Source organism: Roseinatronobacter monicus (assembly GCF_006716865.1).
In the GTDB taxonomy this organism is placed as follows: Bacteria; Pseudomonadota; Alphaproteobacteria; order Rhodobacterales; family Rhodobacteraceae; genus Roseinatronobacter; species Roseinatronobacter monicus.
The window spans coordinates 642,199-664,794 of sequence record NZ_VFPT01000001.1 but is presented as its reverse complement, the minus strand read 5'-3'; the positions used below and the strand labels follow the sequence as shown (position 1 = coordinate 664,794).

The following is a 22,596-nucleotide window of genomic DNA, read 5'->3' as shown; positions in this document are numbered from 1 at the left end:
TTTTGATTGCCCATATTCTCACCCACATGCGACGCCAAGCCGCGCAACATAATTACCTCATTTTTGCCACTTTGGTATGATTATTACTCAACGCTGTTGCGCGACTCGCGATGATCCGCTATTGCTGCAGCGCAGTAACCATCAGGATTCGGCGAAAAAGGACTTCAGCAATGTTGGACACCGGCATGAATGACAATCTTCCCCGTGGCACAATTTGCATCGAGGATCTGGAAATCGGCATGTTGCGCTATCTGCGCAAGGAAATCACCAACCGCGATATCGAGTTATTTGCCGAAGTCTCGACCGACCGCAATCCCGTGCATCTGGATGATGATTATGCACAGGACACCATTTTTGAAGGGCGCATTGCACATGGAATGCTGACAGCTGGCCTGATTTCGGCTGTGATCGGTGAACAGCTTCCGGGGCATGGCACGATCTATATGGGACAGACCCTGAAATTCATGGCCCCTGTACGCCCCGGCGATGTGGTGTTGGCCGAAGTCAAAGTGTTGACCATTGACTATGCGAAACGGCGCGTCACCCTTGAATGTCGCTGCTCAGTGGGGGATATGACAGTTCTGAAAGGCGAAGCCACAGTTCTGGCACCAAGCCGCAAATTCGACTGAGGGCGGGGAATTGCCCCGCAGGGGGCAGATGCAGACATTCCATCACTGGCGCGACCCAAAGCCCGCAGATAAGGGCGCGTCGGTTGCGATGGGTAATTTTGACGGCGTGCATCGTGGCCATCAACGCGTCATTGATCTGGCGCGCCGCCCGGACGCCCCCTTGGGGATCATCTGCTTCGAGCCGCACCCGCGCGAATTCTTCGCCCCTGACGCCCCCCCTTTCCGCCTGATGAGTTCCGAAACACGCGCCAACCGACTGGCGCGCCTTGGCGTGCAGCGGTTGTACGAATTGCCATTCGGGCAGGCGCTCTCATCCCTCTCCGCCGAAGAATTTGCGCGTGATGTTCTGGCGCAGGGGCTGGGCGTGCGTCATGTCGTGGTCGGTGCGGATTTCTGTTTTGGCAAGGGGCGGCAGGGCAAGGCCAGCGATCTGGAACGCCTTGGGCGTGAACTGGGCTTCGAGGTGACGATTGCGCCACTGCTGGCCGAGGGCGATCAGGTGTTCTCCTCAACCGCGATCCGGCAGGCCATAACCGAAGGGCGCACGCGCGATGCCGCCGATATGCTGGGGCATTGGCACCGGATTGATGGCGAAGTGCTGCATGGTGAAAAGCGCGGGCGCGAGCTTGGCTATCCCACAGCGAATATGTCGATCACCGGCCTGCACCCGCCCCGTTTTGGGGTGTATGCAGTGCTGGTCGATGTGCTGGATGGTGCCCATCAAGGCCAATATCATGGCGTCGCCTCTATCGGGGTGCGGCCGATGTTCGGAGAGAATCTGCCGAACCTTGAAAGCCATCTGTTCGACTTCAAGGGTGATCTGTATGGCAGCCATCTGTCGGTAGCGCTCATTGCACATCTGCGCGGCGAAGTCCGCTTTGACAGCCTTGACGGGCTGATTACACAAATGGACGCCGACAGTGCGCAGGCGCGCGCCATTCTGGGCGCGCTGTAACACCCCACATCAGGTGCCGTGCATTTCCTTGATCGAGGTCAGGCGAATATCTGGATAATCCCGTTCCACCCGGTCAATATCCCATTGCAGGCGCGTCATGTAGACTGGGTCACCATCCGTGTCGGTTGCCATATGCTGTTTGTTGGCAGCGGTGAACTTCTCGACCGCCAGCTTGTCGCCTGCAACCCAGCGCGCCGAAGTGAATTGTGTCGGCTCAAACCGGACGGGCAGGCCGTATTCCAACTCGATCCGGCTGGCCAGAACCTCGTATTGCAACTGCCCAACCACACCCACGATGAAACCCGACCCGAAAACCGGCTTGAACACTTTGGCAGCCCCCTCTTCAGCGAATTGGGTCAGGGCCTTGTCCAGATGCTTGGCCTTCATCGGGTCGCCCGCGCGGCAGGCTTGCAGCAATTCCGGCGCAAAAGACGGGATGCCGGTAAAGCGCAGCGCCTCGCCCTCGCTGAGAGCATCGCCAATGCGCAACTGCCCGTGGTTCGGGATGCCGATAATATCACCGGCCCATGCCTCTTCGGCCAATTCGCGGTCTGCGGCCAGAAACAACACAGGGCTTGCCACACTCATCTGTTTCTTTGAGCGCACATGCAGCAGTTTCATCCCGCGTTCAAAATGCCCCGATGCCAGCCGCACAAAGGCGACACGGTCGCGGTGTTTGGGGTCCATATTGGCCTGAACCTTGAACACAAACCCTGTCACTTTGTCCTCTTCAGGGGCGATCTGGCGGCTTTCGGACTTTTGAATCTGGGGTTCCGGTGCATAGGCGGCGATGCCATCCATCAACTCCTTAACCCCAAAGGAATTGATCGCCGAGCCGAACCAGATCGGGGATAAATGCCCTTCGCGTACAGATTTCGGGTCCAGTGCGGGCAGCAATTCGCGCGCCATCTCGATCTCTTCGCGCAGTTGCCCCAACAGGTCGGGGGGGATATGCGCTTCCATCGCGGGGTCGTCCAACCCCTCCAGCACAATGGTTTCACCGACCTTGTTGCGGTCGGCGCGGTCCATCAATTCCAGCCGGTTGCGCAGCAGATCATAGCACCCAAGGAAGTCGGCCCCGCGCCCGATGGGCCAGCTTGCGGGTGACACGTCGATGGCAAGGTTTTGTTGAATTTCGTCAATAATATCGAAAGTTTCGCGGCTTTCACGGTCCATTTTGTTGCAAAAGGTCAAGATCGGCAGATCGCGCAACCGGCAAACCTCGAACAGTTTACGGGTCTGACTCTCGACACCCTTAGCCCCGTCGATGACCATCACGGCGGCATCCACTGCTGTCAGCGTGCGGTACGTATCTTCCGAGAAATCCGAGTGGCCCGGCGTGTCGACCAGATTGAACCGGTATTTTCCGAAATCGAACGACATGGCCGAGGCCGAGACAGAAATGCCCCGGTCCTTTTCCATCTGCATGAAATCCGAGCGCGTGCGCCGCGCCTCGCCCTTGGCGCGGACCTGTCCGGCCATTTGAATAGCACCCCCGAACAGCAGGAATTTTTCGGTCAGCGTCGTTTTGCCCGCATCCGGATGCGAGATGATGGCAAAGGTGCGACGCCGCGCGATTTCAGGCGGCAATTCGGGGCGGTTTTGTGCGTGATCCAACATGCCGCGCGTATAGGGCCAGACACGGACCCGCGCAAGTTATTGCGCGCAATTCCGACAGAACGGCGTTGCAGGCAAAAGGTTCAGCCGCTCCTCGCTGATTGCGGTGCCGCAGGTCACACAGAACCCGTATTCGCCCGCATCAATACGCGTCAACGCCGCGTCCAGCATCAGGATTTCCTTTTGCGCGGCGTTGCCCAATGCCTCAAGGGTTTCGTCTTCCTCGTGCTCAATCGCGTTATCTTCCCAATCGGGGCTGCCATGCGCGGCAAGTTCCTGATCGACATGGGTAATGCGCGCCAACAACTCCAGTTTGCGTTCCTTGATCTGCGTGCGGCGTGCGGCGATATCTGTCATGTGAGATTTCCCTTTATGTGTTGCAGCCACATTGCGCCCGTTTTGCAGGCCTGTCCTTGATCCGTATCAAATGCCCCTTTTCGGGACCGCTGCCGCAGGCTATGAGAGGGGCATGTTGAAAACGCGTATCATCCCCTGCCTTGATGTCGCCGATGGCCGTGTGGTCAAGGGCGTGAATTTTGTTGATCTGCGCGATGCCGGCGACCCGGTAGAGGCGGCCAAAGCCTATGACGCGGCGGGCGCGGATGAATTGTGTTTTCTGGATATTCACGCCACGCACGAAAACCGTGGCACCATGTTTGATCTGGTCACCCGCACGGCAGAAAACTGCTTTATGCCGCTGACAGTGGGCGGCGGTGTACGCACGGTCGAGGATGTGCGCGCGCTGCTTCTAGCGGGGGCGGACAAGGTCAGCTTCAACTCTGCCGCCGTGGCCGACCCCGAGGTTGTCGCCCGCGCGGCGGACAGGTTTGGCAGCCAGTGCATTGTCGTAGCGATCGACGCCAAGACCGTCAGCCCCGGCAAATGGGAAATCTTCACCCATGGCGGGCGCAAACCGACGGGCATTGATGCCGTGGAATTTGCCCGCATTGTGGCCGCCAAGGGCGCGGGCGAAATTCTGCTGACCTCGATGGACCGTGACGGCACGCGTGCGGGCTTCAACCTGCCGCTGACGTGCGCGATTGTGGATGCGGTGAGCATTCCGGTCATCGCCTCGGGCGGCGTTGGGACGCTGGATCATCTGGTCGAAGGGGTGACAGTCGCCGGGGCATCCGCTGTGCTGGCCGCGTCGATTTTTCATTTTGGCGAATACACGATTGGCGAGGCCAAAGCCCATATGGCCGCGGCAGGCATTCCCGTGAGGCTGGCATGAGCGCGCTGGAACGGCTGGCGGCAACGATTGCCGCGCGGCAGGGCACGGACCCCGACGCAAGCTGGACCGCGAAACTGCTGGCCAAGGGCCCCGAGAAATGCGCCGAGAAATTTGGCGAAGAGGCCATCGAGGCCGTGATCGAGGCCGTGAAAGGCGACAAGGCGCGCCTGACCTCCGAGGCGGCGGATGTGCTGTATCATCTGCTGGTCATGTGCGCCGCGCGCGGCGTGACTTTGGCCGAGATCGAGGCCGAGCTTGCGCGCCGCGAAGGCACCTCTGGCCTGACCGAGAAGGCCGCGCGCAAGCCCTAAGCGGCCTTGCCCTGCCCCGCGCCGGGATATACGCTGCACATGTTAAAAACTTTAGCAGGTTTGCACTATGAATGACTGGCTGCTCTCACTCGTCGGCACGCCAGAGGGCGCGCGCCTTGCAACTTTTCTGGCGCTGACTGCGGCATTGGCACATGCGGTCTTTGGCGCACTCCAGAAAGGCGGGCATGATCCGTGGCTGTCGCGCGGCTCTATCGACCTTGCGCTTGTGGTGCTGTCTGCACCCATCGCGCTGTTCGTTTTTGGCCCCCCTGCCCCGCATATGTGGCCGGTTCTGGTGGGCGTGGTGGTCATTCATTTCATCTACAAACTGGCAATGGCGCTGGCGTATGAGAAGGCGGCCTTTACTGTTGTCTACCCCGTGGTGCGCGGCACTGGCCCGCTGATTACAGTCATCGCCGCCATGCTGTTCTTTGGCGAGCAGTATACGGCGTTGCAATGGCTGGGTGTGGCGTGCCTGTCGGGCGGCATCTTGCTGCTGGCGCTGCGCAATCTGTCGGAAGAACAGATCGACATGCGCGCGCTGAAGACGGGGCTGATCTGGGCCTTGGCGGGCGGGGTGATGGTGGCCGTCTACACCACGTATGACGCGTGGGCGATTCGTCTATCGGGTGATCCGCTGGGCTTTTTGGCGTGGTTTTTCTTCCTGTCCTCAGTGGATTTCATGATTCTGGGCGCGTTGCGCTATCGCAAGATGGCGCACCCGCCGCGCCCGATGCCCTTGTTGCTGCGCGGTCTGGCCGGTGCGCTGATTGCTTATGTCAGCTTTGGCGCGGTGATGATTGCCACGCTGATCGGCAAAGTGGGCGAAGCGGCAGTGCTGCGCGAAACCTCGACCGTGTTTGCGGCCTTTATCGGCTGGTTCATCCTGAAGGAACGCGTGGGGCCACGCAAACTGGCGCTGATGTGCCTGATTGCCTTGGGGGCCGTCATTATGGAGCTGGGCCGCGCATCATAAGCGCGAGGAGATAATGCCTGTGTTGATGCCACCCATCCGCAATTCACCGAACAGGCGCTGATATTCCATTTTCGGGCACAGGTTTTGTACCACATCCAGCCCGCGCGTTTGCGCTTTGGCTGCCGCCTCTGGATGCTGGACGCCGATCTGCATCCAGATTGTGCGCAGATTGGGCAGTTGCGCCAAAGCCTCATCTATAATTGGGGGAACATGCTCGGGGCGGCGGAAAATATCGACCATATCGACCTCGGGCGGGCAATCCGCCAGTGTCGCGCGGACGGTTTCGCCCAGCAAATCTGCGCCCGCATGGCCGGGATTGACCGGAATTACCCGAAAGCCTTTCAGCTTCATGTAGCGCGCCACAAAATAGCTCGGCCGCACAGGGTTGGGCGACACACCCACAACCGCGATGGTTTTGGTGCGCTGCAAAATCTTTCGCAATGTTGCGTCGTCGGTTTGATTCATGTGCATAGTGAAAGCCTGTCCTATGAACAGTTGCAAGATGAAAAAACGCCCGGTCATATGACCGGGCGCAGGTGCGGAACGAGGGACAGTAACAAAGAAGACGCGGATGTTCCGGTCCTGCGTCATAGTGAATATGTTGGGCTGCACCGCAAAATTTCCAGACCCAGTCGCGCAACTGTGAGAGATAGAAGCTAAAAATCCGGGTTGACCTGCCCCAAATTTGCTGTGTGGGACGTCACCCCTGCCGCTGCCCCATCACACGCAGAGCCTGCCCGACGATCAAACCCGAAAACGGCAGGATGATAAAGATGCGCACGATGTGAAACGCTGTGACCACGGCAAGCCCTTCCTGAAGTATTTTCGCGGTCAGCGCCATTTCCGTGACACTGCCCGGCGCCGTTGACAGCACCATGACCTGCCACGGCTGGCCTGTCATCCATGTCAGCCCCATGCCCATAATGGCGCATAGGATAATCATCAGGATCGAGGTCAGCACAGAGCCGGGCAAGAAGCCGCGCGCATTGCGGAACAGATCCCGGTCAATCACCGCGCCAAGCCATATCCCCAGAAATATCTGCGCCCCAGCAAGAACCAGATATGGATAGGTTGAAACCGGCAAGCCGAAGACCGCAGCCAATGCAGCCCCACCCAATGCACCCAGAAAAAACGGATTGGACATCTTGAGCGCCCGCAAGATCAGCGCGCCCGCCAACCCGAAGGCAAACAGCAAGCCCGCGCCCTGCACTGTCCATTCCGCCGCGCGCAACACACCAACCGGATCACCGACACTGCCATCCAGCAGCACAATCAACGGCGGTATCAAAATGACAAGCAGGACAATGCGCATGGTCTGCGCGAAGACTACCGGACCGGGGGCCGTGCCGTGCTTTTTGGCAAGAAGCGCGCTTTCAACTGGCCCCATCGGCAGGGTCGCAAGAATTGCAGTACTTGGCCCGACATGGGTCAGGCGCATCAGCACCCCCGCCACCCCGAAGCTGAGGAAGATTGTCAAAATCGCGGCCAGCACCATCGGAATGGCCAGCGCGCCCATCAATTGCAATGCTTCGGGCGTGAACGACAACCCGACCGAGCTGGCAACAAGTATCTGTCCAAGTTGCCGCGTCTGCACCGGAACACGCACGGGAAAATTCAGCAGACGCACAGTGCCCGAGAATACCAGCGCACCCAGCATCCACGGCAAGGGAAAGTTCAGCCACATGGCCAGAAACCCAAACGCCACCGCACCCGACATAATCGCGGCGATATGCGCAAGGTGTCCAACCCCATCCTTGAACGCCGCTTTGGGCATGACAAGTTACCTTCTGTTGTTTTGCTCAGGGTGTCGTTTGGGCAACTGATCGCACTGCTGCACTATCGCGCATGACACCACCCAAATTTTGCTGGCTGAGCAACGGGTTTCCAAACCTATATAACCAACCGCACCGACTTTACAGTCCGACTATGCCCCCATCGTGCGGTTTGCGACTTTCGCGCGGGTTCGCATCTGCTTACAGTGCAGTGCTACAGGGTTATAGCGTTGCCCGGTCGCTTCAGAAAATGTGGAAATATGCCGATGTCTGACCAAAGCCGATATGATGAAATCGCGCGTCGCCTTCCGCCATTTGGGCAGATTTTTGGACTAAGGATCATACAGGCCCATCCTGATTGCCTGCGAGCAGAGCTGGACGTGACCGAAGCCCTGAGCAATCGCAATGGCGTGCTTCATGGTGGTGCGATCATGGGGCTTGCGGACAATCTGGGCGGATCGGCAACCTTCATGAACATGGCCGAGGGTCAGGGGACGACGACCATTGAAAGCAAGACAAATTTCTTGCGCGCCGTCCCCATAGGCGAGACGATAACCACAGAAACGACACCCCTGCATCGGGGTCGGAAAACCCAAGTCTGGCAAACACGCCTGATCCGTAGCGATGGAAAACTGGCCGCAATCGTGACGCAGACCCAGATGATCCTGAACGCAGAAGACTAAGCCTTTGCCGCGCGGCGGCCCACCCACGCAAACTGCCGAATGCACCGGAAATCGGGCGGGATAGGCGGTTTCAGTAGCACTTTTCCAGTGAAAATCTACATTGATCGGGCGGATAGCACAAATATGTGCCGCACCGGTTTGCGTGTCGTGCAGCAAGCCTTTACACCGGAAAAAGGCTTACTGGAGGACAACAACTTGACGATACTGCGCATATTCTTGTTCTGGCTGATGCTGACATTGCCCGCGACAGCACAATCGACTTTCACGCCGGACGCATCTGATGCGCCTGCGACAAGCGACGCTGCTGCGCTGTTGATCGACATTCTGCGCGACGATGCCGCACGAGAAGCGCTTATCAGACAGTTGGAGGCAGGCGACGTTGCGCCCTCAGCCGCGCCTGCGGCAGAACAACCCCCTTCGCAACAGTCCTCGCTGGCGCGGCAGGCTGCCGAATATACGCGCATTGCAGCCGAAGGCGCGACCGCCCAAATCTTCGGCATCATCGCCTCGGTCGAAGTTGTTTTCTCGGCCTTTACGGATGGAAGCCGCGTCGATTGGGCCGAAGTGACCGCCACTGTCGGCTCGTTGCTGTTGGTCGGGGCCGTCACATTAGGGTTGTTCTTTGCGCTGCGTTTGATGGGGATGCGTATTTTCGCCGTGATGTCGGCGCGCACTGCCGAAGGCAGTTGGTTTACCAAACTGGCGCTGATCTTCGGATCAAGCGTGGTGGATGCTCTGATTATCATTCTGGCATGGTCAGGCGGCTATGTCTTTGCACTCTATCTGGGCGAGCCGGGTGTGATGGATTTCCGCCAAAGCCTGTTTCTCAACGCCTTTTTACTGATCGAGCTGACAAAGGTGGCCCTGCGCAGTGTCTTTGCGCCAAATTTCTCGAAACTGCGCTTTGCGCCAATGGGCGATGAAACCGCGGCTTATTGGTATTTCTGGTCGTCGCGCCTTGTCAGCCTTTTGGGGTATGGCATCCTTCTGATTGTGCCGATCATCAATGCGGCAGTGTCCTTTGCTGTCGGACGCAGTGTGACGGTGCTGATCGTGCTTACCGCCCTGTTGATCGCAATTTTGATCGTGCAGCAAAACCGCGCGCAGATTGCCAGCGCATTACGTGCCCGCAATGAGCGTGACCCCGAGGACATAATCGGACGGGTTGAAGCCATGCTTGCCAAGTTCTGGCATTGGCTGGCGACCGCCTATCTGATTACGCTTTTCCTTGTCTGGACAGCGCGTCCTGCCGATGCGCTGCAATTCATGCTGATGGCGACGCTGAATTCCGTGATTGCTGTGGTCGTCGGCGTTGTGGTTATGGCGTTGATCAGCCGCGCGATCACCGGCGGTATGCGCCTGCCCGAAGACATGCGCACCAGCTTGCCGCTGCTTGAAGACCGGCTTAACGCCTTTGTCCCCTCAATCCTGAAAGTTATGCGCATTCTGGTCGCTTTGGGGGTAGTTATCGCCATTGCACAATCATGGCAGGTGATGGACTTTTTCGGCTGGCTGTCGACCGAAGTGGGGCGCGATGTGTCCGGGCGGCTTGTTTCGGGGGCGCTGGTTGTGCTGATTGCGCTGGGAATCTGGCTGGCGGTATCCTCGTTCATCGAATACCGGTTGAACCCTGTGGTCGGCAGTGTGCCAACCGCCCGCGAACGCACCCTGCTGGCGCTGTTTCGAAATGCGTTCACCATCGCACTTGTCATCATCGCAACAATGCTGGCGCTGTCACAATTGGGGCTGAACATCGCACCCTTGCTGGCGGGTGCAGGTGTATTGGGTCTGGCGATTGGTTTTGGTGCGCAAAAACTGGTGCAGGACATCATCACCGGGGCCTTTATCCAGTTTGAAAATGCCATGAATGAAGGGGATGTCGTCACCGCCGGCGGCACCACAGGCGTGGTCGAGAAGCTGACAATCCGCTCAGTCGGGCTGCGGGATGTAAACGGCACCTACCACCTGATCCCATTCAGTTCAGTCGATATGGTGTCGAATTTCATGAAGGAGTATGGCTTTCATGTCGCCAATGTCACGGTCGCCTACCGCGAGAATATCACGCAGGTGAAGGAACTGATGCAAAAGGCTTTTGATATTCTGAATGACAGTGACCACGGCGAAAACATTGTCGGCGAGTTCGAGATACACGGCGTGGCAGAGTTGGCCGATTCTGCCGTTGTGGTGCGTGGCCGGATCAAGACCTTGCCGGGCCTGCAATGGGGTGTCGGGCGCGCCTATAACGAGGTTATCAAGCAGGTTCTGGATGAGGCCGGGGTCGAGATCCCGTTCCCGCATATGACGCTCTATATGGGGCAGGAGAAGGACGGCACGGCACCACCTCTGAACCTGCGCCGCGTCGCGCGCCTACCGGACGAGAGCGAAACACCAGAGGTGCCCGAAACAGAGCATCCCGCAACACCGCGCGTGGACGCCGCCGAGTTAGACGATGCCGAGCGGGCGAAATCGTAAGTGATACTCTCGCGGCCGCTCAGGCGCTCACGGCCTGAGCGGTTCCTTAAGGTGTGGGCGTGTGATCTGGACTGACGCGAAACGTGTTGTCACAAATTAGAACGTGTCGGCAGACAGGCCGACACCTTTTTGCTTGGAAAACTCAGGTCTTGTGCGTCTGATCATCCGTTGTGGCCTGCCACCCCGCCACCGCACAAACTTCGGCCAGCAGCTCTGCCCTGCCAAGGGGTTTGGATAGAAACCCCTGATACCCTTTTTTCAGGTAATCCATCTTTCGACCATTCATTACATCCGCTGTCAGGGCAATCACAGGGGTATGTGCCACCGGCCCGTCCAGCGCGCGCAACGCTTCGAGTGTATCTGGCCCATTCATGACCGGCATCTGCATGTCCAGCAGTATAATATCGACCTCTGTGCTGGACAGAACGTCAAGCGCCGCACGACCATTTTCGGCCTCGATGCAGTGCGGCCCATAGGGCTTGAGCAGCCCAAGTACCACATGGCGGTTAACGCGGCTGTCATCGACCACAAGGATGGTGCAGCCTTCAAGCTGCCGCTCTGGTCCGTCATATTGTTTGTGGACCACTGAGGCGCGTGTTTCGGGCGTGACACTGCCCGCAAGGAAGGTGAACACAAAGGTAGACCCGCTGCCAAGCGCGGACTCAAGGGTAATATCGCCCCCCATCGTGCGCGCCAGCCTGCGCGCAATGGCCAAGCCCAGACCAGTGCCACCAAAGGTGCGTGCCGTCGCCGTTTCCGCTTGCTCGAAGGGTTTGAAAAGGCGGTCCTGAGCCTCTGGACTGATGCCGACGCCAGTGTCCTGAACACTGAGCGATATCTTCCAGTCCGTCCCTTCTGCCTTGGCCGAAAGCCAGACAGAAACGCGGCCATCCAAGGTGAACTTGACAGCGTTCGACACCAGATTGGCCAGACATTGACGCACCCGGACGGAATCGAAAATGGCCTGTTCAGGAACGCACTGTCCAACCAAGAAAACCAGTTCGGTCCTGTTCTCGGCGGCGCGCGCCTCAAACAGATGCACGGTGTCGCCCAGCAGCTTCGCAACGGGTTGGGGGGTCGGGTCCAGCGATATCTGGCCAATCTCGATCTTGGACAGATCCAGCACATCGGCAATGATCCCAAGAAGCAACTCACCCGACTCGCCAATCGTGCGCAAAGCTTCGCGTTGCTCAGCTGTCAGGTCAGATGCTTCCAACACTTGCGCCATGCCAAGCACGCCGTTCAGGGGGGTGCGGATTTCATGGCTCATATTGGCAAGAAATTCAGTTTTTGCGCGATTGGCCACATCTGCGGCCATCAATGCCCGACGCAACTCAGCCTTGACCCGCAAAGTCCGCCCGATGAGGGCATAGCCAAACACGACCGCAGGTGTGGCCACGACCAAGGCGACAAGCGCGGCCGACATCATGGCAAGCCAAACTGCTTCAGGTTGAGCGCCCCATGGATGCGCGATCGAAAAAAGCTGCCAGAACACTGCCATCAAAAGTACACTTGCAACGACGATTCCGACAATCAAACCGGGAACCAGCCGCCATGGGTTGCTTTGCTCGGCTTGTTCAAGCAGGGCCTCAAAAAACGCGAACATGCGCTTGCAAAATCTTTTGGCAGCCCGTGTCATTGAGTCCCGTTTTCAAAATGGCCATTTTTTCAAACCAATCAGCATACAGAAAACACTATTTTTTTATGTTTGCAAAGCGCGTTGCCGGCTGCGCCCCAGATCACCCGTCAAAAGCATCCTTACTATATCAAGATTGACCACAAGAAATCGTTAAGCGCCCAGACGCCCCAAAAAGACATGGTTCAGACATAACCGATCCACAACGCCCAACCGCCCCCACGAAATCCAGCCACACAGCCAGAGTGGCGCGCTGGACCAACTCACCATGGACCGTTCCGGTTGTGCTGCGCCCTTGCCAAGCACTGGCGGCCAGTGGTCACCCAACGGGATTTGCTGAAACCGCTTGAGGCACAAATACGCTCATCAATCTTACCGGCCAAGGATAGATTTTTATCGCGCGTAAATTATACTTTCCTCTCGGGCAGCTTTCACTATGCTGGTGCAACAATATGCGTGTAGGTGAAAACTCAGATGACCAAGATCAGAAACATGGAGGAATTCGCGAAACTCTCCGGCATTTCGCGCCCCACTGTCTCGAAATACTTTAATGACCCTTCCAGCGTGCGCGCCAAGACACGAGAGCGGATTGAGCAAGCCCTTCAGAAACATGAGTATCGGCCCAATATCTTTGCGATCAACCAAAACCGCAAGCAGACGCGCAACATTGGGGTCGTGGTGCCCTATCTGGCTGACCCCTTCTTTGCAGAGATCGCGCGCAATATAGAACGGCGCTGTCTGGCGTCCGGATACTGGCCCATGTTGTTTAGCGCGCATGGCGACCAGCAATTGGAAAATGACATTCTTGAAAGTCTGCCTGCGCTGAAGCCAGCGGGGGTGCTGCTTGCCCCATTGGGGCGTCGTTCGGACCGCGCAGCGATTGAGCGCTTTTGCAAGGAGGTGCCCACTGTTCTGTTCGACAGCAATATTGAAGGGATCGGCGAGGCTTTTATCGGCTCTGACAACGTGCATTTTGTCGAACAGATCGTTGAATACCTGTGCCGCACAGGCGAGCCGCCGTGTTTTTTCGAAATGGCACCCGTCAACCCCAATGCCAATAAGCGCCGGAATGCCTATGTGCAGATCATGGAGCGGCTGGGCCATGCGCCGCAAGTGCTGCGGGTCGAAGGGTCGGGTTGGGAATTCGAGCGCATTGCCCATGAAGGCGGGTTGCGTGTGCTGGATACGAATCAACTCAGCACCCGCACAGTTTTGTGCAGCAATGACCGGCTTGCGATCGGGTTTTTGTCGGCCTGTTACGAGCGGGGCTTGCGCGTGGGCTATGCCGAAGGGTGCACGATCCGTGTTGCCGGCATCGACGACCACCCGTTTTCGCGCTTCACCTGCCCGCCATTGACAACAGTCGCGCAGGATTACGAGGCCGTCTCAAACCGTGCCACAGAAACACTTTTTCGCATGATCGACGGACAAGCACCGGCAGATGAACGGCTGGAGACCCTTTTCGATGGACGGCTGGTGATGCGTTCCTCTGCATAATTTCACGCGCGCAAAATTTTTATTGACTGCGCGGAAGTATTTGAATTAGCCTGCGATGCATCATCTGGTTAATCCAAGGGAGGAGTTCCGATGTCTTTTAGAACGTCACTCGGTCTGGCGAGTGCGCTGGCGATCGCTGCGGCAACTGCTGGGCACGCTCAATCACTTTCAGGCACAGTCACAATTGCCACTGTCAATAATGGCGACATGATCCGCATGCAGGGGTTGACTGCGGATTTTAACGCGCAGTATCCCGACATCACTCTTGAGTGGGTAACGCTAGAGGAAAACGTTTTACGCCAGCGCGTTACACAAGATATTGCCACAAGCGGCGGGCAGTTTGATGTCATGACCATAGGCACTTACGAAGTGCCGATCTGGGGCGAGAATGGCTGGCTTGTCTCGCTCAATGACCTGCCTGAAGACTGGGATGCAGATGATTTGTTGCCTGCAATCCGCGATGGTCTGACAGTTGATGACGAACTGTATGCCGCGCCGTTCTATGGCGAAAGCTCGATGGTTATGTACCGCACCGACCTGATGGAAGCGGCCGGGCTGGAAATGCCGGAAGAGCCCACCTGGGAATTCATCCGCGAAGCGGCTGCGGCCATGACGGATGGAAATGTCTATGGCATCTGCCTGCGCGGAAAAGCGGGCTGGGGCGAGAACATGGCCTTTCTGACCGCCATGTCCAACAGCTTTGGCGCACGCTGGTTCGATGAAGACTGGAATGCCCAGTTCGACAGCGAAGAATGGGCGAATACGCTGAATTTCTACCATGATCTTATGACCAATTACGGCCCTCCGGGTGCAGCGAATAACGGGTTCAATGAAAACCTGACCCTGTTCCAGCAAGGGCGTTGCGGCATGTGGATTGACGCGACTGTCGCGGCAAGCTTTGTGACCAACCCCGACGATTCCACTGTCGCGGACTCGGTCGGGTTTGCGCTTGCCCCCGATAACGGACTTGGCAAGCGCGGCAACTGGCTGTGGGCATGGTCCTTGGCGGTTCCTGCGGGATCACAGTCCACAGACGCAGCAAAAGCCTTCATCACTTGGGCCACAAGCAAGGAATACACGGCCCTTGTCGCCGAGAACGAAGGCTGGGCGAATGTGCCACCGGGAACGCGGACATCGCTGTATGAAAACGCAGACTATCTGGACGCGGCACCTTTTGCGGAAATGACCCTGCGCTCGATTGAAACGGCTGATCCAACCCAGCCAACGGTTGACCCGGTTCCTTATACCGGCGTGCAATTCGTAGCGATCCCCGAATTTGCCGGTATTGCCACCGAAGTCGGTCAGGAGTTCGCAAATATGCTTGCAGGCCAGCAATCGGTTGAACAAGCACTGGACCGCGCACAGGCGCTGACCACTGATGCGATGGAAGCGGCGGGCTACTAACAAGCGGCCCCTCGCAGGGCAGAGGCTGGCGGCTCCGCCACCCTCTGCCCCCTTTCGATCCGCAAATATCTGCTGTCCTGCCGAAAAGGAATTGCGCCATGTCGACCAAGGCTTCACGCACTGCTGCGCGCCTGATGCTGGCACCTGCTGTCATCTTGCTACTGGGCTGGATGCTGGTGCCCCTGTCGATGACGCTGATCTTTTCCTTTCAACGCTATCTGCCCATGCGTGGCGGGTTTCAGGACTGGGTCGGTTTTGAAAACTATGTCCGGTTCGTCACCTCAAGCGCATTCTGGCCCTCGGTGCAGACCACGCTGGTTATTGTGGGCAGTGTGCTGCTGATTACTGTGGCGCTGGGTGTCTTGCTTGCCATTCTGCTGGACCAGCCGATGTGGGGCCAAGGCATTGTCCGTATTCTGGTCATCGCTCCGTTTTTCGTCATGCCCACCGTCTCGGCGCTGGTCTGGAAGAACATGTTCATGGACCCTGTGAACGGGCTTTTCGCGCATCTGTGGCGGTTCTTCGGCGCGCAACCTGCCCTTTTTCTGTCAGAGGCGGCGACGCCCTCGATAATTCTGATCGTATCATGGCAATGGTTGCCCTTCGCCACGCTGATCCTGCTGACAGCGATTCAATCATTGGACAGTGAACAACTGGAAGCCGCCGAGATGGATGGTGCATCCCCCCTCGCGCGGTTCTGGTTCATAACGCTGCCGCATTTGTCGCGTGCAATCACCATTGTAATCCTGATCCAGACCATTTTCCTGCTGGCCGTTTTTGCCGAAATTTTCGTCACCACCCAAGGGGCATTCGGCACACGCACACTGACCTATCTGATCTATCAGCGCGTGCTGGAAAGCCAGAATGTCGGGCTGGGGTCCGCTGGTGGCGTCTATGCAATCATTCTTGCCAATATCCTTGCGCTCTTTCTGATGCGCATCGTTGGCAAGAATCTGGACCGGTGAGGGGGGATATCCGACATGGCGCGCAACGTCACAACCCAACGCAAGACGCTGAACACAGCCATTGCATGGACCATCGGTCTGATGATCTTCTTTCCGATCCTCTGGACCATTCTGACGAGCTTCAAAACCGAGGCGCAGGCCATTGCCGACCCGCCGGTCTGGTTCTTCTTCGACTGGACGCTAGAGAATTACCGCGTCGTGCAGGAGCGCTCGAACTACAGCCGGTTCTTGTGGAATTCGATCATCATCGCAGGCGGATCGACCATTCTGGGGCTGATGATCGCCATTCCGGCCGCGTGGTCGATGGCTTTCGTCCCGTCGGCGCAGACCAAGAACATCCTGCTGTGGATGCTGTCGACCAAGATGCTGCCTGCGGTCGGCGTGGTCTATCCGATCTATCTGATTTTCATCCAGTTCGGGCTGCTGGACACGCGGATCGGGCTGACCATCGTGTTGATGTTCATCAACCTGCCGATCATTGTCTGGATGCTCTACACCTATTTCAAGGAAATCCCCGGCGAGATTCTGGAAGCTGCGCGGATGGATGGCGCGGGCCTGCGTGAAGAAATCATGTACGTGCTGACACCGATGGCATTGCCGGGCATTGCCTCGACCGCACTTCTGAACCTGATCCTTGCATGGAACGAAGCATTCTGGACCTTGAACCTGACAGCGGCCAAGGCCGCGCCCCTGACCGCGTTCATCGCCAGCTATTCCAGCCCGGAAGGGTTGTTTTACGCCAAACTCTCGGCCGCATCGACCATGGCAATCGCACCGATCCTGATCCTTGGCTGGTTCAGCCAGAAGCAACTTGTGCGCGGTCTGACATTTGGCGCAGTGAAATAAGGACACATGACATGGGACGCATCGTTCTGGACAAAGTCACAAAAAGCTTTGGCGAGGTGACAGTTATCCCTCCGCTGGACCTGACCATTGAAGATGGCGAGTTCACAGTGTTTGTGGGGCCTTCGGGTTGCGGGAAATCCACTTTGCTGCGGCTGATCGCGGGGCTGGAAGATGTCAGTTCCGGTGCAATCTGGATCGACGGGCGCGACGCTGCGTCTGATCCGCCGTCCAAGCGCGGGCTGGCAATGGTGTTTCAATCCTACGCCCTTTATCCGCATATGACCGTGCGCAAGAATATCGCCTTTCCGCTGCGCATGGCGGGCCTTGACCGTGCTGCGCAGGACCGCAAGGTCGAACAGGCCGCTGCGGTGCTGAACCTGACGGATTATCTTGACCGCCGCCCCGGCCAACTTTCAGGCGGGCAGCGCCAGCGCGTCGCCATTGGCCGCGCAATCGTGCGCGAACCATCGGCCTTTTTGTTCGATGAACCCTTGTCCAATCTTGATGCGGCCTTGCGTGTGGGGATGCGGCTGGAAATATCCGAGCTGCATACACGGCTGAAAACGACGATGATCTATGTCACCCACGATCAGGTCGAGGCGATGACAATGGCCGACAAGATCGTGGTCTTGCACGCAGGCCATATCGAGCAGGTCGGCAGCCCGCTGGAGTTGTACCGTGCGCCCCGAAACCTGTTCGTGGCAGGCTTCATCGGTTCGCCAAAAATGAACCTGATCAACGGGCCAGAGGCTGCAAAGCACAACGCACATACCATCGGCATTCGCCCCGAACATATCGCCGTTTCGGACAGCGAAGGGCTGTGGTCTGGCGTGGTTGGTGTGTCAGAGCATCTTGGCTCGGACACGTTCTTTCATGTGCATGACACCGGATTGGCCGACATGATTACCGTGCGCGCCGATGGCGAAGTCGGGTTCAAGCATGGCGACCGCATCCATCTGACGCCGCGCGCAGATGTCATTCACCGTTTTGACGAAGAAGGGCTGCGCATCGCATGAGACGGCTAGAAGGAAAAACTGCCCTGATCACAGGCGCGGCACGCGGCATTGGGCTGGCATTTGCCGAGACATATATCCGCGAAGGCGCGCGCGTCGTGCTGGCCGATATCGACACCCCCCTCGCCCACGCAGAGGCAGCCCGACTGGGCGACGCCGCCATCGCTGTGGAAATGGACGTGACACGCCAAGACAGCATAGATGGCGCTGTCGCAGAGGCTGTTGCGCATTTTGGCCAGATCGACATTTTGATAAACAATGCCGCCATCTTCAGCGCAGCGCCTATTTCCGAGATTACGCGCGACGCGTATGCCCGCTGTTTTGACATCAATGTCGCGGGCACATTGTTCACGTTGCAAGCCGTGGCAAAGCATATGATTGCCCGTGGTCAGGGTGGCAAGATCATCAATATGGCATCACAGGCCGGGCGGCGCGGCGAGGCACTGGTCGCGGTCTATTGCGCGACCAAGGCCGCGGTCATCAGCCTGACGCAATCTGCGGGGCTGGATCTGATCCGGCATGGCATCAACGTCAATGCCATCGCCCCCGGTGTGGTGGATGGCGCGCATTGGGACGGGGTGGATGCGTTTTTCGCCAAATACGAGAACAAGGCACCGGGCCAGAAAAAGCGCGAAGTGGGCGATGCAGTTCCTTTCGGGCGCATGGGCGTTGCGCAGGATCTGACCGGCATGGCGGTATTTCTGGCCACATCCGAGGCCGATTACATCGTGGCACAAACCTATAACGTGGATGGCGGTCAATGGATGAGTTGATCCCCCTATCATGGGCCAATCTGCATCGACTGCCGCGCGGGTTGCGTGCGCCCTCATATGATCGCTCAAGGTTGTCGGCGGGAATTGTGCATATCGGGCTGGGCAATTTTCACCGCGCGCATCAGGCATGGTATACGCATCACCTGTTTGATGCGGGCGTGAACCATGACTGGGCAATCATCGGCGCGGGCGTACGGCAAGGCGACGCCACAATGCGCAAGAAACTGTTGGCACAAGACTGCCTGACAACCTTGATCGAGTTGGACCCCTCGGGCAAATCAGCAGAGGTCACGGGCGCAATGATCGACTTTCTGCCAGTCGAGCAGGACAATACGGCCCTAATTGCGCAGATGGCCGCGCCAGAGATCCGCATCGTATCGCTGACCGTGACAGAGGGCGGGTATTTCACTGACCCGGCCACAGGCGGGCTGGATACAGCCCACCCCGATATTCGGCATGACGCAACCTACCCAGACCGCCCGCGCACCGCATTCGGCGCGATGGTCGCCGCGCTGAAGCGCCGGCGCGCCCTTGGGCTGGGGCCATTTTCCGGGCTGAGTTGCGACAATCTGCAAGGCAATGGCACGGTCTTGCGGCGGACCGTCGTGGGCCTTGCGCGCCTGTCCGACCCTGCCCTTGCCGACTGGATTGCAGCGGAATGCAGCTTTCCCAACTCTATGGTGGATTGCATCGTTCCGGCCACTGGCCCGCATGAGATCGCCCTTGCGCGCGATTTCGGCATCAGCGACGCGGCACCTGTCACGCATGAAAAATTCCGCCAATGGGTTATTCAAGATGATTTCTGCGCGGGCCGCCCCGATTGGGACCGCGCTGGCGCAGTATTCTCGGCCGATGTGCACAGCTACGAGACCATGAAAATCCGTATCCTGAATGGTGGGCATCAGATCATTTGCGGTGCAGGGGAATTGCTGGGCCTTGGAACAATCGCAGCCACGATGGCGCATGACGGAATTGCCAGACTGTTTCACCGCATCACCCATGAGGAAATCGCGCCGCATGTCGCCCCTGTGCCTGAAATGACACCCGAAGCCTATATCGAAGTGATCGCGCGGCGCTTTGCCAACTCCGGTATTGTTGATACGACCCGCCGCGTGGCCTTTGACGGTTTCAACCGTCATGCGGGCTTCATTGTCCCCTCTATCCGTGACGGGTTGGCCAAAGGCACACCGGTCGAGGGGCTGGCACTCGTCTCGGCAATCTGGGCGCGCTACTGCACAGGCCAGCGCGAGGACGGCACCCAGATCGGGGCAAACGACCCGCATTGGTCCAGTTTGCAAGCAACCGCACACGCAGCCCTCACCCAACCAGAGGCATGGCTTGATCAGCGTCAGATTTATGGCGATCTGAAACATGCGCCACGGTTTGCAGAGGCATTTTACGCATGGAGCAAATTTCTGCGCGAGCACGGTGTCGAGGCCGCGATTGCGCAGTATTGCGCAGACCACGATACCTCCCTGAAATCAACAGACTGACCCCTACAGGATAGAACCCTGCACTCTCCTCAACAGAGCGGGAAAACCACGCGCGAAATAAAATGATTGACGCCTATCATTTTATGCAGTCTCTTGGTGAAAGGGAGTGAGAGGTGATGCGCAAGCCAACTTTGCAGGATGTGGCGAAAGCTGCGGGCGTGAGCTACGCAACCGCAGACCGGGTGCTGAACGCGCGCGGCGGGGTCGCGCAAAAATCTGTGTTGCGGGTTCAGGATGCGATCAAAAACCTTGGATATGAACGCGATCTTCACGCCGCAAACCTGTCGCGCGGGCGGCATTTCCAGTTCCATTTCATATTGCCCAAGGGTGACCACGGCTTTTTTCGCTTGCTGCGCGAAGCCGTCGAGGCAGAGTTGGTGCCGCAGCGCGCCGACAGGGTTATCATTTCTGTCACCGAAGTCCCGGCACTGGACCCCGACGCGCAGGCCGAAGCACTGGAAAATACGCCGCCAGAATGTGATTGTGTAGCCCTTGTCGCCACCGAGGCCCCGCGCCTGTCGGCTGTCATAGACGCCCTGTCTGCGCGTGGCATTGCTGTGGTCACGCTTGTTGGCGACGCCGCCCCGAACGTCCGCGTCGCCTATGTCGGCATCAACAATGTCATGGCCGGGCGCACTGCGGGCCGTCTGTTGCGCATGGCGCATACTGCACGACCCGGCTGTGTGTTGCCCATCATCGGCGCGCTGAGTGCGCGCGACCACCGCGAACGGCTGGCGGGGCTTGGCGCAGTTCTGGCCGAGCAGGGGCAGAAGATCACGACCTTGCCAGCTATCTCTGTGCATGACCGCCCCGACTTGATGCGGACAGGGCTGGCGCAAGCGCTTGCAGACCACCCTGAAATTACAGGCATCTATTCCATAGGCGCGGACAACCGTGGCCTGCTTGATGTGCTGGAAAACCTGCCCGCCCCGCGCCCATTTGTGGTGACGCATGAACTGACGCTCAGCACCCGCAACGGGCTGGAACGCGGCCTGATTGACGCGGTGATCGACCAGAAACCCGCGCAGGAGGTGGCACTAGCCATTGACGTGATGAAATCCATCGCCGCCGGGCGCGACTGGCGTGACCCGGCGCGGGATATCACGCCGACCATTTTTCTACGCGACAATCTTCCGCAGCATGAGGGACAGAAGGACGGCCGTCACATGATTGCAGATGCAATCTGAGGGGTGCCGCCTGCCTTGGGCCGCAACGAAAGACATGAAACACGATTAACCACCACGTCTGAAAGGGAGGGAAATACACCATGAAGACGATCAAGGGACCAGCCTTGTTTCTGGCTCAATTCGCCGGGGATGAAGCGCCATTCAACAGTTGGGACAGCATTACAAAATGGGCCGCCGATTGCGGCTATAAAGGGGTGCAGGTGCCATCTTGGGATGCACGCCTGATTGATCTGGACCGCGCGTCCGAGAGCACGGATTATTGCGACGAGTTCAAGGGCGTGGCCGCAGCAAACGGCATCGAGGTGACAGAGCTGTCCACCCATCTTCAGGGCCAGCTTGTCGCCGTCCACCCCGCCTATGACACGGCCTTTGACGGCTTCGCTGTGCCACAGGTGCGCGGCAATCCCAAGGCGCGGCAGGAATGGGCCGTGGATCAGGTGAAAAAGGCGCTTTCCGCGTCGCGCAATATGGGGATCGGCGCACAGGCCACATTCTCGGGCGCGCTGGCATGGCCTTTCGTCTATCCTTGGCCCCAGCGCCCCGCCGGTCTGGTCGAGGCCGCCTTCGACGAATTGGCAAAACGCTGGCTGCCGATCCTGAACCATGCCGAGGAGTGCGGGGTCGATCTCTGCTATGAAATCCACCCCGGCGAAGACCTGCATGATGGCATCAGCTACGAGATGTTTCTGGAACGCACAGGCAATCACGCGCGCGCCTGCATGCTGTATGACCCATCGCATTATATCCTTCAATGCCTTGACTACATTGATAATATCGACATCTACAAGGACCGCATCCGCATGTTCCACGTCAAGGATGCAGAGTTCAACCCGACCGGTCGGCAGGGTGTCTATGGCGGCTTTCAGTCTTGGGTCAATCGCGCAGGGCGTTTCCGGTCACTGGGCGACGGGCAGGTCGACTTCGGCGCAGTGTTTTCCAAAATGGCGGCAAATGATTTTGACGGCTGGGCCGTGGTGGAATGGGAATGTGCACTGAAACACCCCGAAGATGGCGCGCGCGAAGGGGCGGAATTTGTCGCGGCCCACATCATCCGCGTCACGGAAAAGGCGTTTGACGATTTCGCAGGCGGGGGCAGTGATGATGCCACCAACCGCCGTATGCTGGGGATTTGAGCA

The 22,596-nt window shown here is 58.2% G+C and carries 21 protein-coding genes; 16 read left to right on the top strand and 5 right to left on the bottom strand.

The window, feature by feature from the left end:
- The first annotated feature begins 185 nt into the window (after nucleotides 1–185).
- On the top strand, nucleotides 186–629 hold the full coding sequence (locus BD293_RS02910) for a MaoC family dehydratase (RefSeq protein ID WP_142079783.1): 444 nt from the start codon (nucleotides 186–188) through the stop codon (nucleotides 627–629).
- A gap of 28 nt (nucleotides 630–657) precedes the next feature.
- A complete protein-coding gene (locus tag BD293_RS02905) occupies nucleotides 658–1,584 on the top strand; it encodes a bifunctional riboflavin kinase/FAD synthetase (RefSeq protein ID WP_142079782.1) in 927 nt (308 codons plus the stop codon).
- Between the two features lie 9 nt (nucleotides 1,585–1,593).
- On the opposite strand, the gene BD293_RS02900 is transcribed toward BD293_RS02905, so the two are convergent.
- On the bottom strand, nucleotides 1,594–3,204 hold the full coding sequence (locus tag BD293_RS02900; protein WP_142079781.1) for a peptide chain release factor 3: 1,611 nt from the start codon (nucleotides 3,202–3,204) through the stop codon (nucleotides 1,594–1,596).
- 36 nt (nucleotides 3,205–3,240) lie between these two features.
- The gene (locus tag BD293_RS02895; protein ID WP_142079780.1) at nucleotides 3,241–3,558 is read right to left on the bottom strand and encodes a TraR/DksA family transcriptional regulator; all 318 of its coding nucleotides are present in this window, start codon (nucleotides 3,556–3,558) and stop codon (nucleotides 3,241–3,243) included.
- A gap of 112 nt (nucleotides 3,559–3,670) precedes the next feature.
- Here BD293_RS02895 and hisF point away from each other — a divergent pair, with 112 nt between their 5' ends.
- The 3 genes from hisF (at nucleotide 3,671) to BD293_RS02880 (ending at nucleotide 5,719) form a co-directional block, all read left to right on the top strand.
- The gene (hisF, locus tag BD293_RS02890; protein WP_142079779.1) at nucleotides 3,671–4,432 is read left to right on the top strand and encodes an imidazole glycerol phosphate synthase subunit HisF; all 762 of its coding nucleotides are present in this window, start codon (nucleotides 3,671–3,673) and stop codon (nucleotides 4,430–4,432) included.
- Complete coding sequence (locus tag BD293_RS02885) at nucleotides 4,429–4,743, top strand: phosphoribosyl-ATP diphosphatase (RefSeq protein WP_142079778.1); 315 nt, start codon at nucleotides 4,429–4,431, stop codon at nucleotides 4,741–4,743. The genes hisF and BD293_RS02885 overlap by 4 nt, the downstream gene beginning before the upstream one ends.
- 67 nt (nucleotides 4,744–4,810) lie before the next feature.
- Nucleotides 4,811–5,719 carry an SMR family transporter gene (locus BD293_RS02880; RefSeq protein ID WP_142079777.1) on the top strand — a complete coding sequence of 303 codons (909 nt, stop codon included), beginning with the start codon at nucleotides 4,811–4,813 and terminating at the stop codon, nucleotides 5,717–5,719.
- On the opposite strand, the gene BD293_RS02875 is transcribed toward BD293_RS02880, so the two are convergent.
- Complete coding sequence (locus tag BD293_RS02875) at nucleotides 5,714–6,184, bottom strand: CoA-binding protein (RefSeq protein ID WP_425467941.1); 471 nt, start codon at nucleotides 6,182–6,184, stop codon at nucleotides 5,714–5,716. The two genes, BD293_RS02880 and BD293_RS02875, sit on opposite strands and share 6 nt — an antisense overlap.
- Nucleotides 6,185–6,419: 235 nt before the next feature.
- Nucleotides 6,420–7,493 (bottom strand): AbrB family transcriptional regulator, encoded by a 1,074-nt coding sequence (locus tag BD293_RS02870; RefSeq protein WP_142079775.1) that lies wholly within the window; start codon nucleotides 7,491–7,493, stop codon nucleotides 6,420–6,422.
- 264 nt (nucleotides 7,494–7,757) lie between these two features.
- On the opposite strand from BD293_RS02870, the gene BD293_RS02865 reads away from it, so the two are divergent.
- The gene (locus BD293_RS02865) at nucleotides 7,758–8,174 is read left to right on the top strand and encodes a PaaI family thioesterase (protein WP_142079774.1); all 417 of its coding nucleotides are present in this window, start codon (nucleotides 7,758–7,760) and stop codon (nucleotides 8,172–8,174) included.
- Nucleotides 8,175–8,369: 195 nt separating this feature from the next.
- Nucleotides 8,370–10,646, top strand: a complete 2,277-nt coding sequence (locus tag BD293_RS02860) for a mechanosensitive ion channel domain-containing protein (RefSeq protein WP_170207044.1) — start codon at nucleotides 8,370–8,372, stop codon at nucleotides 10,644–10,646.
- 142 nt (nucleotides 10,647–10,788) lie between these two features.
- On the opposite strand, the gene BD293_RS02855 is transcribed toward BD293_RS02860, so the two are convergent.
- Nucleotides 10,789–12,252, bottom strand: a complete 1,464-nt coding sequence (locus BD293_RS02855; RefSeq protein WP_170207043.1) for an ATP-binding protein — start codon at nucleotides 12,250–12,252, stop codon at nucleotides 10,789–10,791.
- 504 nt (nucleotides 12,253–12,756) lie between these two features.
- Here BD293_RS02855 and BD293_RS02850 point away from each other — a divergent pair.
- The 9 genes from BD293_RS02850 (at nucleotide 12,757) to BD293_RS02810 (ending at nucleotide 22,593) form a co-directional block, all read left to right on the top strand.
- Nucleotides 12,757–13,779 carry a LacI family DNA-binding transcriptional regulator gene (locus BD293_RS02850; RefSeq protein ID WP_142079771.1) on the top strand — a complete coding sequence of 341 codons (1,023 nt, stop codon included), beginning with the start codon at nucleotides 12,757–12,759 and terminating at the stop codon, nucleotides 13,777–13,779.
- Nucleotides 13,780–13,869: 90 nt separating this feature from the next.
- Nucleotides 13,870–15,183, top strand: coding sequence for an ABC transporter substrate-binding protein (locus BD293_RS02845; protein WP_142079770.1), 1,314 nt, complete (start codon nucleotides 13,870–13,872; stop codon nucleotides 15,181–15,183).
- A gap of 98 nt (nucleotides 15,184–15,281) precedes the next feature.
- Entirely contained in the window at nucleotides 15,282–16,148 is an 867-nt protein-coding gene (locus BD293_RS02840; RefSeq protein WP_142079769.1) for a carbohydrate ABC transporter permease, read from the top strand.
- Nucleotides 16,149–16,163: 15 nt separating this feature from the next.
- Nucleotides 16,164–16,994 (top strand): carbohydrate ABC transporter permease, encoded by an 831-nt coding sequence (locus tag BD293_RS02835; protein ID WP_142079768.1) that lies wholly within the window; start codon nucleotides 16,164–16,166, stop codon nucleotides 16,992–16,994.
- Between the two features lie 11 nt (nucleotides 16,995–17,005).
- Complete coding sequence (locus BD293_RS02830; RefSeq protein ID WP_142079767.1) at nucleotides 17,006–18,010, top strand: ABC transporter ATP-binding protein; 1,005 nt, start codon at nucleotides 17,006–17,008, stop codon at nucleotides 18,008–18,010.
- The gene (locus BD293_RS02825; RefSeq protein ID WP_142079766.1) at nucleotides 18,007–18,780 is read left to right on the top strand and encodes an L-iditol 2-dehydrogenase; all 774 of its coding nucleotides are present in this window, start codon (nucleotides 18,007–18,009) and stop codon (nucleotides 18,778–18,780) included. Before BD293_RS02830 ends, BD293_RS02825 begins: the two co-directional genes overlap by 4 nt.
- Nucleotides 18,768–20,273 carry a mannitol dehydrogenase family protein gene (locus BD293_RS02820; RefSeq protein WP_142079765.1) on the top strand — a complete coding sequence of 502 codons (1,506 nt, stop codon included), beginning with the start codon at nucleotides 18,768–18,770 and terminating at the stop codon, nucleotides 20,271–20,273. Before BD293_RS02825 ends, BD293_RS02820 begins: the two co-directional genes overlap by 13 nt.
- 116 nt (nucleotides 20,274–20,389) lie before the next feature.
- Nucleotides 20,390–21,460 carry a LacI family DNA-binding transcriptional regulator gene (locus BD293_RS02815; RefSeq protein WP_211840983.1) on the top strand — a complete coding sequence of 357 codons (1,071 nt, stop codon included), beginning with the start codon at nucleotides 20,390–20,392 and terminating at the stop codon, nucleotides 21,458–21,460.
- Between the two features lie 80 nt (nucleotides 21,461–21,540).
- Nucleotides 21,541–22,593, top strand: a complete 1,053-nt coding sequence (locus BD293_RS02810; protein ID WP_142079764.1) for a sugar phosphate isomerase/epimerase family protein — start codon at nucleotides 21,541–21,543, stop codon at nucleotides 22,591–22,593.
- Nucleotides 22,594–22,596: the final 3 nt, after the last annotated feature.